Origin of the sequence: uncultured Brevundimonas sp., assembly GCF_947305955.1 — a bacterium.
GTDB lineage: Bacteria > Pseudomonadota > Alphaproteobacteria > Caulobacterales > Caulobacteraceae > Brevundimonas.
This window is the reverse complement of the sequence record NZ_CAMZFB010000031.1, coordinates 1-12,318: the sequence shown is the minus strand read 5'-3', so window position 1 is coordinate 12,318 and position 12,318 is coordinate 1. Positions and strand designations below refer to the sequence as shown.

General features: G+C 64.3%; 16 protein-coding genes and 1 pseudogene. 4 read left to right on the top strand and 13 right to left on the bottom strand.

Features of this window, described 5'->3' with window-relative positions; genetic code table 11:
• Position 1: 1 nt before the first annotated feature.
• Positions 2 to 652, top strand: a complete 651-nt coding sequence (locus Q0Y42_RS09065) for an A24 family peptidase (RefSeq protein ID WP_297802693.1) — start codon at positions 2 to 4, stop codon at positions 650 to 652.
• On the opposite strand, the gene Q0Y42_RS09060 is transcribed toward Q0Y42_RS09065, so the two are convergent.
• Positions 649 to 1,524, bottom strand: coding sequence for a hypothetical protein (locus tag Q0Y42_RS09060; protein ID WP_297802690.1), 876 nt, complete (start codon positions 1,522 to 1,524; stop codon positions 649 to 651). The two genes, Q0Y42_RS09065 and Q0Y42_RS09060, sit on opposite strands and share 4 nt — an antisense overlap.
• 96 nt (positions 1,525 to 1,620) lie before the next feature.
• Here Q0Y42_RS09060 and Q0Y42_RS09055 point away from each other — a divergent pair, with 96 nt between their 5' ends.
• The 3 genes from Q0Y42_RS09055 (at position 1,621) to Q0Y42_RS09045 (ending at position 4,129) form a co-directional block, all read left to right on the top strand.
• Positions 1,621 to 1,971 (top strand): DUF1491 family protein, encoded by a 351-nt coding sequence (locus Q0Y42_RS09055; RefSeq protein ID WP_297802687.1) that lies wholly within the window; start codon positions 1,621 to 1,623, stop codon positions 1,969 to 1,971.
• 114 nt (positions 1,972 to 2,085) lie between these two features.
• A complete protein-coding gene (locus Q0Y42_RS09050) occupies positions 2,086 to 2,466 on the top strand; it encodes a hypothetical protein (protein ID WP_297802684.1) in 381 nt (126 codons plus the stop codon).
• 94 nt (positions 2,467 to 2,560) lie between these two features.
• Entirely contained in the window at positions 2,561 to 4,129 is a 1,569-nt protein-coding gene (locus tag Q0Y42_RS09045) for a hypothetical protein (protein WP_297802680.1), read from the top strand.
• A gap of 5 nt (positions 4,130 to 4,134) precedes the next feature.
• Here Q0Y42_RS09045 and Q0Y42_RS09040 read toward each other — a convergent pair whose 3' ends face one another.
• From Q0Y42_RS09040 to Q0Y42_RS08985, 12 genes and pseudogenes are all read right to left on the bottom strand, one after another.
• Positions 4,135 to 4,641 (bottom strand): chemotaxis protein CheE, encoded by a 507-nt coding sequence (locus Q0Y42_RS09040; protein ID WP_297802677.1) that lies wholly within the window; start codon positions 4,639 to 4,641, stop codon positions 4,135 to 4,137.
• Positions 4,638 to 5,225 (bottom strand): response regulator, encoded by a 588-nt coding sequence (locus tag Q0Y42_RS09035; protein WP_297802674.1) that lies wholly within the window; start codon positions 5,223 to 5,225, stop codon positions 4,638 to 4,640. Before Q0Y42_RS09035 ends, Q0Y42_RS09040 begins: the two co-directional genes overlap by 4 nt.
• Positions 5,225 to 5,578, bottom strand: coding sequence for a hypothetical protein (locus Q0Y42_RS09030; RefSeq protein WP_297802672.1), 354 nt, complete (start codon positions 5,576 to 5,578; stop codon positions 5,225 to 5,227). The genes Q0Y42_RS09035 and Q0Y42_RS09030 overlap by 1 nt, the downstream gene beginning before the upstream one ends.
• Before the next feature lie 2 nt (positions 5,579 to 5,580).
• Positions 5,581 to 6,126, bottom strand: coding sequence for a chemotaxis protein CheD (locus Q0Y42_RS09025; protein ID WP_297802670.1), 546 nt, complete (start codon positions 6,124 to 6,126; stop codon positions 5,581 to 5,583).
• On the bottom strand, positions 6,123 to 6,512 hold the full coding sequence (locus Q0Y42_RS09020) for a response regulator (protein ID WP_297802668.1): 390 nt from the start codon (positions 6,510 to 6,512) through the stop codon (positions 6,123 to 6,125). The genes Q0Y42_RS09025 and Q0Y42_RS09020 overlap by 4 nt, the downstream gene beginning before the upstream one ends.
• A gap of 11 nt (positions 6,513 to 6,523) precedes the next feature.
• Positions 6,524 to 7,558 carry a chemotaxis response regulator protein-glutamate methylesterase gene (locus Q0Y42_RS09015; protein ID WP_297802666.1) on the bottom strand — a complete coding sequence of 345 codons (1,035 nt, stop codon included), beginning with the start codon at positions 7,556 to 7,558 and terminating at the stop codon, positions 6,524 to 6,526.
• On the bottom strand, positions 7,555 to 8,436 hold the full coding sequence (locus Q0Y42_RS09010) for a protein-glutamate O-methyltransferase (RefSeq protein ID WP_297802664.1): 882 nt from the start codon (positions 8,434 to 8,436) through the stop codon (positions 7,555 to 7,557). Before Q0Y42_RS09010 ends, Q0Y42_RS09015 begins: the two co-directional genes overlap by 4 nt.
• Positions 8,433 to 8,906 (bottom strand): chemotaxis protein CheW, encoded by a 474-nt coding sequence (locus Q0Y42_RS09005; protein ID WP_297802662.1) that lies wholly within the window; start codon positions 8,904 to 8,906, stop codon positions 8,433 to 8,435. Before Q0Y42_RS09005 ends, Q0Y42_RS09010 begins: the two co-directional genes overlap by 4 nt.
• Before the next feature lie 2 nt (positions 8,907 to 8,908).
• Positions 8,909 to 11,221 (bottom strand): chemotaxis protein CheA, encoded by a 2,313-nt coding sequence (locus Q0Y42_RS09000; protein WP_297802660.1) that lies wholly within the window; start codon positions 11,219 to 11,221, stop codon positions 8,909 to 8,911.
• Between the two features lie 32 nt (positions 11,222 to 11,253).
• Positions 11,254 to 11,619, bottom strand: a complete 366-nt coding sequence (locus Q0Y42_RS08995; RefSeq protein ID WP_297802658.1) for a response regulator — start codon at positions 11,617 to 11,619, stop codon at positions 11,254 to 11,256.
• Positions 11,619 to 11,915, bottom strand: coding sequence for an STAS domain-containing protein (locus Q0Y42_RS08990; protein ID WP_297802655.1), 297 nt, complete (start codon positions 11,913 to 11,915; stop codon positions 11,619 to 11,621). The genes Q0Y42_RS08995 and Q0Y42_RS08990 overlap by 1 nt, the downstream gene beginning before the upstream one ends.
• Positions 11,915 to 12,318: pseudogene (locus Q0Y42_RS08985) on the bottom strand (hypothetical protein); the annotation flags it as partial. The pseudogene Q0Y42_RS08985 and the gene Q0Y42_RS08990, both read right to left, overlap by 1 nt.

Here is a 12,318-nt window from a genome sequence, read left to right as displayed (position 1 = left end):
CATGTCTTCGCTCGCGCTCTCCTTTATTGTGCTGACCTTGGCGGGCGCAGGCGCGGGCTGGATCATCGCCTATGTGTCGCAGCGCCTGCCCGAACAGCCCATCGACTTTAAGGCTCCGCGCTATCGTTTGCTGGCGCTGGCCGGTGCCACCATCGGGGGTGCCAGCGCCCTGTGGGCCGTGCCGTCGTTTGGCGTGACGGCGGGCGTCATGACCGCGCTACTGGGCTGGCAGCTATTGCTGATCGCCCTGATCGACTTTGAACATTTCTGGCTGCCGGATGCGGTGACGGTGCCCTTGGCCGTCAGCGGCCTGCTGGCCAATGTGCTGCTGGCTCCGCCACTTGCGGTCGGGTGGTTGGCATCCGTGGTATCGGCGCTGGTGGCCTTTGCGATGTTGGGACTGCTGGCCCTGCTCTATCGCCTGATCCGCAAGCGCAAGGGCTTGGGCGGCGGCGATCCTATCCTGCTGGGCGCGGGCTGTGCGTGGGTGGGCCTTCAGGACGTAGTGATCGTGCTGGCCGTCGCCAGTCTGGGCATTGTGGTGACCGTGCTGGCGGCGCGTCTGATGAAGCGGTCGTTCGATGCGCAAGGCCGTCTGCCCTATGGCACCTATCTGGCGCTGGGCTTCGCCGTCGCGTGGGTTATCGTTTAGACTGGGCCCAAGTCCAGAAACGCCTTGGCCGCCGCCAGATCACCGGCCTCGAACGGCACACGCGCGATCGAGTCGTCACCGAACAGGAACTCGATCCAGAAGGGCTCGCGTGGATCGAGCGACGCCAGACGCGCTATCGCCTCGGGCGCAAACACCCATGCCTCGCCATGGCGCTGGCCCGTTGGCAGTAGGGTGCGTTCCGCCCGCGACTTGCGAGAAGCCAGAACCATCACGCGCCCTGCTGCGGGCGGCATGGCGGCACGTCCCTGAGACACGCCGTGGGGCTGGGGCAGCATGGCTGTGTCGCGCATCACAATACGTGCCGCATAGGGCCGCGAGCGTCCCTGAAACGACACCACCGCCGTGGGTACGACATGGGCGGGATCGGTCCCCGCCAGACCAAACCGCACGGGCGATCCGCCGACGCGGCTTTCCTGAACCAGCTTCCAGCCTGCCTCGCGGCTACGATAGCGGTCCACGCGCCATCCGCCGTTGCGAGCGGGGAACTGCAGCCGCGCCGCACGCTCCCAACGCTCGAAGGCGTGGATGATCCGCGATGCCTTGTCCTGAAGCGCCGCATCACGGCACGACATGGCCCGCGCCTCTGCCCGCGCGCCCACGGCAATAGCCTGAACGCTGGACAGTTCATCCCCCGCTCTCAGCAAGGTCCCGCGCGTTTGCAGAGCCGCAGCCCCCAGCGCCTGAGCGACAGCCGGATTGAAATAGCCACAGCGCGCATTGGCCGACAGGATCAAAGTGCGGTCATGATAGGCTTGGCGCACATTCTCCGACGCCGAGGCCGGAGCGGCCACCGCCGACGCCGAAACGACCGCCGCAACCGCCCCCATCCATAGACGGGTGCGATTTCGCATGGTTCTGGAACTGTCCGCGCGGCGGCAATACGCTATAATCATAGCGCCCTCTTACCCCATCCGGTTTGCCCGGAAGTTTGCAATCAAGGTTAGCAATTGCTTCTTTCAACAGATGTTTGGGTATCGGCGCTGATCCGTCGGGCCGAATTGGAGGGGGCGTTTGCCACCGTGGTGCGCAAGGGCGATGCCCGCGCGGGCGACGTGGTGATCAAGGCCTATGACACCGCCAACCGCACCGCCCGCCTGTTCAGCCAGTCGGTGGATATGCAGGGCGAACCCTTGTGGATCCAACCCGTCGCCAGTCCCAATGAGTCCGAACTGGACGCCTATCTGGAGCGGCGGCGCGGCTATGACCCCGATCTGTGGGTGGTCGAGATAGAGGACCGCTATGGCCGCCACTTCCTTTTGGAAAAGGTCGAGGGCGAAGGACCAGCCAAACCGTTTTAGGCCCGCCGCCGTGCCGCCTTCGTAAACGGCCCATTCACCGCGTTCGTGAACGCAGGATCAAACTTGAGCCTCTAGACCTGCACCCTCCCGAAGGGTGCTCAGAGGCAAAAAGCCATGCTGTTCCTGCTTAATGACGTCGTGTTTCAGATCGATCCGCCCTGTCCGGCACCGCTGCGGGACGAGCGACGCTTTCAACCCCTCGGACTGGATTCGGTCATCGAACTGGCCTGCGAGCTGTTTTCCGAGCATCCGGAACTGCACCGCACCCACCCCGAACGTGCCCACCGCATTGCATGGCTGCTGGCCAAGGCATCGGACGGTCTGAATGCCGCCCTATTCACCGCCCCGCACAAGGGGTGCGCCCCCGAACTGGTCGAGCCGCGCTTCGGTGCCCTGCCGCTACCCTTCATCCAGCATCTGGAACAGCGCGCCCGCACGGGCCAACTGGCCCCAAACGAGGCATGCGAACAGGTTTGGGGCCCGTTGGCGGCTTAAACGATCGTCAATTATACAATAACTTCGCTTGCGGACCGGCGCGATTTGGTGGACACGTTTTCGCCTTATTTCAACCAGTGCCGAGTTCCCGCCGATGAAGTCTCTTGCGCAGCGTTTCCGCCGTCGGCTGGCTCCTGTGGTGTCGGTTGCGGCCATGTTTGCCGCCTCTCCGGCGCTGGCGGACTGGGTGAAATACGAAAGCCCGCACTTCATCCTCTACAGTTCCGGCAGCAGGCGCGAAGCCCGCGAGATGCTGACCGAACTGGAAAAGTTCGACACGGTCCTGCGCCTCTTCATGGGCCAGTCGCCGGACACCGAAGTCTATCGCAAACTGCCCATCTATCTGGTGACCGACCGGGGCCTGCGCACCATAGCGCCCTCCATCGGGAACCGCGTGGCTGGATTCTACACCTCGTCGGACGAGGACATCTACGCCGTCGCGACGCGTAACGAGGACTTTCACACCCTCAAGCACGAGTACGCCCACCACTTCATGATGGCGAACTTCTCCTTCCCCTACCCCGCGTGGTTCGTGGAAGGCTTCGCCGAATACTACGCGCCGACCCGCTTCGAGCACGACATCACCAAGATCGGCATGCCGAACGACAACCGCGCGATGGCGTTGAGCTATCTGTCGTGGATGTCGATGAGCGAGCTCCTGTCCAACCGTCCGCTCGCCTCGACCCGCAACGGCGACAGCTACTACCCACTGGCATGGCTGCTGGCCCACTGGTTCCTTGGCGATGCCGGTCGGCGCGACCAGCTTCAGACCTATCTGCGCGAGATCGCGGGCGGGGCCACATCGGTCGCGGCATTCGAGACGGCCACGGGCCTGACGCCGACCCAACTCCGCGGGACGCTGCGCCGCTATATGAACGGGCGCATTCCCTATGTGGGCCTGCGGACGGTCTATCCGTCGTTCGAGGTCACGGCGACGCCGCTTCCGGCCTCTGCCGACGAACTGCTGCTACTGGGCCAACAGTTGAAATCGGGCGGCACGGAGGAACAGCGCCAACGCACCCTTCAGGAGGTCCGCACCAAGGCCGCGCGCTTCCCCGATGATCCACTGGCGCAGGTCATTCTGGCCCATGCTGAACTGCATAACGCCCGCGCGCCCGAGACCGCCGTTTCCATTCTGGAAAAGCTTCTGGAAGCCCACCCCCACCATGTCGAGGCCCTGCAATATATGGCGCGCGCCAAGATGCAGCTGGCCGACGACAGCGATGATCAGGCGACCGAGATCCGGCTGCGGCAGGAGGCGCAGAACTATCTGGCCCGTGCCTATGCGGCCGATGATGCCGACTTCATCACCATGCTGCTGATGTCCGAGAACCGCCGGACCTCGCCGGGCTATCCCAGCGACAACGATGTGGCGATTCTGGAGATTGCTTTCACCCTCGCCCCTCAGCTGGCAGAGGTGCGTTACTATCTGGCCGCCGCCCTGCTGGAAAAAGGGCGCAATGCCGAGGCCATCAGCATCATCGAACCGCTGGTGAACAACCCGCACGGCGAGAACGCGGCGGCACGGGCCCTGCTGCTGAAGGCGCGCGGTCAAACCGAGGCGGACGCCGAAGCCGAGGCCGAGGCCATCCGCCGTCAGGGCGAGCAGGAAGGGGATGGCAGCGAAGGGGATGGCCAGACCGGCGACGCCCCCGCCAACTGACAAGCCTATACCTTGCGGGCGTGGTCCAGCACTGCCCTGAGGCCCGCCAGTAGCGAGGCGCTGTGCGGTGTGGCCTGACAGTTCTCGTTGAGGATCATCCGCAGGGCGCGGACGTGGACCACAACGGCATCACCGTTCCACTGGCCCTTGATGTTCATCACGTCCAGCAGTTCGCACAGGCTATAGCCCGCCTCGTACAGCGGCCCCGTATCAAAGAAGCCCGCGACGTTCAGCATCTGGCTGGCGATGGGATAGAGGTCCAGATCAATGACCTTGGCCCCGTCCTTAACCCGTTGTTCCAGTTCGACCACGCTGCGCTCGACGGCCTTCATGGCGTCGGCCTTGTGACCCAGCAGGCGCTCCTTGGCGCGGCGCTCGATATCCTCGACGGTCAGGCCGCCCGGCTCGGCCATCTTTTTGGACAGGCTGGAGACCACCTTGACCGAGGTTGCCCCCTCGCCCTCGCCGACGGCGGCACCGGCCGTGATTGTGGTTTCGATGGTCTTGCTCACAGGTGCACCTTCTGGGGTTTGAGCAAGGCGTCGATGTCCGCCTGATCCATATTCTCTTCCTTGGCGATGCCAATGTGGGCCGACAGGTCACCCTTGCGGCGACCACGCTCGCCCAGCGGCGGGCCATAGTTGCGGACCCGACGATCCGGCCCGACATAGGTCGGACATTCGATAAATTCGCGCTCGTCCAGCGCCAGCCAGATCACCCGTTTCAGCAGAACCTTGGGGGTGATCGGTTTGACGACAACGAAGCTGACCCCGCAGTCGCGGCCTTCCTGCACCTTGTTCTGGGTGGCGTGGCCGGTGACCATGATGACGGGCGTATATTTCAACGGCTCACCCTGACGTCGCAGCCAGCGGGTGAAGGCGTAGGAATCCATTTCCGGATCGTTGCAGTCGATGATGATCAGATCGACATTGCGCTCCGACAGCAGCTTTACGGCCTCGGTCGCCGAGCCGAGCTTGATCTGCTCGCGCACACCGAACCCCTGAACGACGGAGCCCAGCATATCCAAAGCCTGCTGGTTATCGTCGATCAACAGGACCGACGAATGTTCCAGATTAACGCGGTCGTACTTGTTCATCAGTCAAAGAGCTGAAGTTCGCCGGCGTCATCCTTGGCGGAGGGCGCTTTGGCCACGCCCTGACGATAGACGGCTTCCTGCAGACGCTCGGCCATTTCGGCCAGCGGCAGGGCCGCCAGCGCCGTATCCATCGGCTGTTCCGAGGCCAGCGCGTCAGCCAGCGCCGACAGTGCATCCAGACGCTGGGTCAGGACATCAAAGGCCTGCATGCGGACCATGTAGGACAGCCGTTCTTCGGAAGGCAGCCGACCCATGACTTCGCCGGTCAGGTCGCCTGCGGCCTGAACACCCGCGGCGATATCGGACATTTCGGCGGCAATCGCCGACAGCAGGGCGCGTAAATCTTCAGCCATGATCAAAACAACTCCACATCGCCGGCCACGACCTGGGGCTTGGGGACCGAGGGTGGCGGAATCGCCGCCGCATCGATCACTGCCCTTTGCCGCGCCCTACCGCTTACAGGCCAGTAGTGGACACGTCGACCACCAAAACCGCCCAGGCTTCCGCCAACGACGGGGATGCCTTCATCGGCCAGAAAACGCTCGGCAAAGGCGGCATTGGCCGCGCCCACGTCGCTGAGGCTGTCGAACATCCGGCCACCGCCAAACAGCTTGGCCTCCAGACGGTCGCGACGGCCACCGGCCTTCAGGACATCGTTGATCAGCACTTCCATCGCATAGGCCCCATAGCGGCGGCTGGCGGCGGTGCCGTCCGCTCCGCCTTCGGGCAGCAGGAAGTGGTTCATGCCTCCGACACCGGCCACAGGGTCGCGCAGGCACAGGGCAACGCAGCTGCCCAGTACCGTCGTCAGCACCACATTGGGATCGGAGGTGACGTAGTGGTCACCCTGTCCCACATGGACGCGCTTTTCCGTTGCCGCAATGTCGGACACAGGCGTCACTGCAGCGGGCCGAAGACCGACTCCAGCTTCTCTTTAAGCTGCTGGGTGGTGAAGGGCTTAACGAGATAGTTGTTCACGCCATACTGGACTGCGCGTTGGACCAGTTCGCGGTCGGCACGGCCGGTCAGCATGATGAAGGCGGTCTTGGCAATCGGCGGGTGGGCGCGGATGCCGCGCAACAGACCCAGACCATCCAGGTTGGGCATGTTGAAATCCGAAATCACAAGGTGGACCGGCTTGGTGATGAGTGCCCGCAGGGCCGCCTCACCATCGGGGGCTTCCTCGATATCCCGCACGCCGATTTGTTGCAGGCTGGTGCGGACCAGTGCGCGCATCGTCAACTGGTCGTCGACGATGAGTGTGCGGATGGCAGAAGCTGCTGGCATGGGGGAGATCCTTACGCGACAGACGATTTGGCGCCTTTGACAGCGCACGATTCAAGAATAGCGGGGGCGAGGCGGGTCAGCGGCATCTGGCGCTGGACGGCACCCATTTCATAGGCGGCCTTGGGCATGCCGTAGACGACGCAACTGGCTTCGTCCTGACCGAAGGTCTGGGCACCGGCCTGACGCATGGCCAGCAGGCCGCGCGCACCGTCCTTGCCCATTCCGGTCAGGATGACACCCGTCATCGGACGGCCAAGACGAGCCACGGATTCAAACAGCACATCGACAGACGGCCTGTGACCATTGACCGGATCCGCCGCGACCAGACGACAGCGTCCGCCCACCACCGTCAGGTGATAGGCACCACCCGGTGCCAGATAGATGTGTCCCGGTTGCAGGACGGCACCATCGACGGCTTCCGACACCTGTGCGCCCGAGGTCTTGTCCAGACGCTGTGCAAAGCTACGGGTGAAGGTGGCGGGCATGTGCTGGGTGATGACCGTCGCCGGACAATTGGCCGGGAAGGCCGACAGAATGGTCAGCAAAGCCTCGACGCCGCCCGTCGACGAACCGATCGCCAGAATATGGCTGGGGTCGGCGTGATAGGTGCCCTGATGGCTCTGGACCTGACGCGGCTCCAGCGGGCGCACGCGGGCGCGGGCGGCGGATTTCACCTTATAGGCCAGATCGGCAAAGGCCTCGCTGGCCGGAACGCCGACGGCGGGCTTGGACACCGCATCCACGGCCCCGATTTCCATCGCGGCCAGCGTCACATCCGTACCGGCCTGCGTCAGGGTCGAGACCATGACCACCGGCATGGGCCGCAGGCGCATGATCTTCTCGAGGAAGTCCAGCCCGTTCATATTGGGCATCTCGACATCCAGCGTCAGGACGTCGGGGTTCAGTTCCTTGATCTTAGTACGGGCATCCAGCGGGTCTTCCGCCGTGCCGACCACCTCGATCTCGGGATCGCGGCGCAGAACAGCCGCGATCAGGCTGCGCATGGTCGCGCTGTCGTCGACGACGAGGACCTTGACCTTGTTCATGCGGCGTCCCTCGAACGGGCGTCGGTGCGCAGATAGGTGGTCAGGCCGCAGGTCTGGAACTGGTCCGCCGCAGGACCGGAAACGCGCTCGGAGTGGCCGATGTACAGCGCACCGCCCGGATTCAGGATGGGAGCAAATCTCGCCCACACCTTTTCCTGCGTCGCGTCGTCGAAATAGATCACCACATTGCGGCAGAAGATGACGTCGAACGTCCCCTTCATCGGCCAGTTGCCGATCAGGTTCAGCTCGTTGAACACCACCAGACGGCGCAGGGTCTCGTCGGCCTGCGAATAGCCGGGACGGTCGGACAGGGGCGTAAAGCGGCGACGGCCCGAAGCCGGAACCGGTGCCAGCAGGTCATCCGAATAGATACCCAGCCGCCCTTCGGCCACCATATTGGGGTCGATGTCGGTGGCCAGAATACGCACGTCCAAGTCCAGCGCCTCGGGCAGCTTTTCCAGCACGGTCAGGGCCATGGAATATGGCTCCTGCCCGTTGGAGCAGGCCGCCGACCACAGGCGCACACGCCCACCGGCACGCGCACGCGCGGCCAGCTTGGGCATCATCACGTCGCGCAGGTGATCGAAATGGTGCGGTTCGCGATAGAAGCGCGTGACATTGGTCGTCAGGGCCGCAGTCATGGCCTGACGTTCCTCACGCCCTTCCGGCGATTCCACCAGTTCGACGTATTCGGCAAAATTACGCAATCCCAGCGCCCGCAGACGCTTGGCCAGCCGCGAATAGACAAGCGCAGCCTTGCCTTCATGCAGGGCGATCCCTGCATGGCTGTGAAGCGCGCTGGCAATGTGGCGGAAGTCTGCCTGGGTGAACGGAAACTCTCCGTCCACCAGCATTTCCCGCCCGGACGTCATGGTCATGCGGCTTCGGCTTCGACTTCTGCCGGAAGGACGTGCTCGAGGTCGATCAGGCTGATCATACGACCGCCCTCAACCGCAAAGATGCCCTTCACAAAGGCTTTGACGCTTTCCGAAGCGACGTCCGGCGTCGGCTGGATCGAGGCGTCGGTCAGTTGCACGATGTCCGACACCGCATCGACCAGCAGGCCGACAAGGCGCGAACCGACGTGGGCCACCATGATGACGTGACGCTCGGTCGGCTCTCCGGTCTGCAGGCCAAAGCGTGCGCCCAGATCGATGATCGGCAGCACCGTGCCCCGCAGGTTGATGACGCCCTTCATATAGGCGGGCGAGCGCGGCAGCGGCGTCGCGGGCGTCCAGCCACGGATCTCGCGCACGCTCATGATATCAACGCAGAACTCTTGTTCACCAATGCGGAAGGCGATCAGCTCGCGATCGGTACCGGCGACGTTAGGGGTGACTTGGGTCATGTTCAGCTCGCCATTTTCAGTTCAGAGCGGGGGGTATTACGTCGACGTCCGGTCGTGACCAGTGCATCGATATCCAGGATCAGGGCCACGCGCCCGTCGCCCAGAATGGTGGCAGCCGCAACGCCGTGGACGTGGCGGTAGTTAGTTTCCAGCGACTTGATGACGACCTGACGCTGGCCGTGGATGGCGTCGACCAACAGGCCGGCACGCTGGCCGCCTTCGGTCTCGACGATCATCACCACGCCGCCCTTCAGGTCGGTGGGGTCGCTGCGGAAATCCATGGACTGGCCGACATCGACCAGCGGGACGAACTCGTCGCGGAACATCAGCACCGGATCGACGCCGCCGACCAGATGGATGTCCTCGGCCTTGGGCGTCAGGCTTTCGACAATGGCGGCCAGCGGTGCGACCAGAGTCTGGTCTGCCGCGCCTACGACCATGCCGTCCAGCACCGCCAGCGTCAGCGGCAGCGACATGGTGAAGGTCGAGCCCTTGCCCGGATTGGAGGTGATGGAGATACGGCCACCCAGCGACTGGATGGAGCGGCGCACCACGTCCATACCCACGCCGCGGCCCGACACGTCGGTGATTTCCTTGGCGGTCGAGAAACCTGGCAGGAAGATCAGGTTGTCGACCTCGTCATCGCTCAGGATTTGGTCCGGCGTCACCAGACCGCGTTCCTCGGCAATGGCGCGGACGCGCTGGCGGTTGATGCCCTTACCGTCATCGGAAATCTCAATCACGATCCGGCCCGAACGGTGCAACGCGGCCAGTTTGACCGTGCCCTCAACCGGCTTGCCCGCGGCTTCGCGCTCTTCGGGGCTTTCCAGACCGTGGTCGATGGCGTTGCGCAGCATGTGGGTGATCGGCTCGGCCAGACGTTCCACCACGGTCTTGTCGACCTCGGTGTCTTCGCCGGTCGTGACCAGTTTGACGCGCTTGCCCGTCATGTCGGCGACTTCGCGGACCAGACGCGGCATGCGCTGGAACACCGACTTCACCGGCTGGGCGCGGATGGCCATCACGCTGTCCTGAATCTCGCGGGTCAGCAGCTCTAGGTCCTCGAGGCCGAGCGAGATATCGGACGAACGGGCCAGACCGCTCTCATAGACGCGCTGGGCCAGCATGGCCTGCTGGATGACCAGCTCGCCCACAGCATTGATCAGGCGGTCCACGCGTTCCAGATCGACGCGGATGGTAACAGGTGCCGCAGCAACAGGCGCAGCCTTAGCGGCTGCGGGTGCCGTCGTTGCGGCCACCGGCTTTGGGGCGTCAATCGGAGCTGCCGCAAGCACGGCGGGTTCGTCGTTTGCGGGCTTGGCCTCGCCGCCGCCCAGACGGGCAGCCGTATCGGCCTGTGCCAGCGCCACCAGAGCGGCGATGTCGGCCTCTGTCGAGCCACCCAGCTCCGGCAGGTCTGCAACAGGAGCCGACAGATCGGGCAGGCCAAGGTCAGCCACCGGGGCCAGCGGCGGCAGGCCATCATCGACCGATGCCCCCGCCAGCGGGGTGATGTTCAGGTCGCAATCGCTTTCGACGAAATCGAAAACGTCGCGCACGTCGGCTTCCGGCACCGGAGCGTTCAGCTGGATCGTCCAGACCAGATGGGAGTCCATCGGATCAAGCGCATCCAGTTCCGGCAGGCCGCTATCGTCCAGCGAGACCTCGACCGGACCCAGACGGCCCAGTTCACGGATCAGCAGGCCCGTTTCATTGGCATTGGCATAGAGGCGCGGATGCGGGCGGAAGATGATCTTCCAGCCGGTCGGCTCCGATGAAGGCGTAATATCCGGCACCGCATGCAGGTCCAGCGGCGGCAGGGGATCGCCTGCGCCAAAGTCATCGAGGCTTAGGGCCACCGGCACGAAACCGAAATCGTCGTCCAGCGAGTCCGAAGCATCCTCTGCCGTCGACACCGGCGCGCCGTGGGTCAGGGTTTCCAGTTCCGCGATCAGCGACTGGGAACGTGCCGGATCCACCGCCGGACCGGCACCGCGTGCCGCCGTGACGTGGTCGTTCAGGACATCGTTGGCGCGCAGCAGGGCGCGCACGATGGTGTCATCCACCTCTTTGCGGCCCGAGCGCAGCTCGTCCATCAGGGTCTCGAAAACGTGCGCAAAGCGGACAAGGTCGTCCAGACCAAAGGCCCCTGCCCCGCCTTTGACGGAGTGAACCGCGCGGAAACAGGCGTTGATGGTCTCGATATCGGTCGAACCCGACTCCAGTTCCAGAAGGTTGCTCTCGAGATCGCCGAGCAGCTCTTCGCATTCCTGGAAGAAGGTGGCCTTGATGGCTTCGAACGGATCTTCACTCATGACTGGGGGTCGTCCTTAGGATCAGTTCAGGGTCAGGCAGCAACGCGACGCACGGCGTCGACAAGGCGGACGGGGTCGAAAGGCTTTACGATCCAGCCGGTTGCGCCCGCGTCACGCGCGCGCTGCTTCTTGGCGGCATCGCTTTCAGTGGTCAGAACCAGAACCGGAACACCCGCATATTGCGGATCGGCACGCATGCCCTCGATGAAGCCGAAACCATCGAGACGCGGCATGTTGATGTCGGTGATCACGACGTCGGGACGCTGCTCGGCCAGCACTTCAAGGCCGTGCACACCGTCAACAGCCTGAACCACATTATAGCCGGCATCCTTCAGAGCCAGCATCAGCATGTCGCGCATGGTGCGCGAGTCATCGATGGTCAGAACGGTTTTGGTCATTAGGCGGCGTCCTGCGCTACAAGCTGTTCGGGGGAAGCACCAAAGCCCTGCCATTGCTCGGCGAGGGCTTCGGAAACGTTGAGGAAGGTCAGGGCGTGACCATCCGATTTCCAAGTCTTGATGGCCGACAACAGCAGTTGCAGGCACAGCCCCCCCAGACGCTCGACCGCCGAGGCTTCCAGCGCCACGGGCTGGCCGCGAACGGCAGCCAATCCGGCGGCCAGCGGCTCGATCGCCCGCATGTCCAGCACGGCTGGCAGGGTGATCACGGGGGTAGGACTTGGACTATTGCTCATTAGAACTCCTCCCAGCCATCTTCGATGGGCTGTGATTTGAGCGCAGCGCCGCTAAGGCCCGTGGTCTTCAGGGCAGCAACGGTTTCTGCGACCGTGCGCGGGCGAGCGGGGGTAGCGGTGGCAGGGGTTGCCACCTCGTTCGCAGCACGCAGAGGTTTGGCCGGCTTTGCGACCGTGGGGGTTTCAGACGTAGGTGCCTCGGGGGCCTTCAGCGGTTGCGGCGCGGCCGGTGCGGGGCGCACGGTAGCGACCGGTTGGACCGGCTGGACCGGTTGGACCGGCTTGGCAACGGCAGGTTTGGGCGCGGGCATCGGCGCAACAGGTGCCGGGGCGACCGGTGCGGGGGCCACGCGGGCGGCAGGCGCGAAGGGGGCTGCCGGTGCCACCGGCGCGGGCAAGTCCG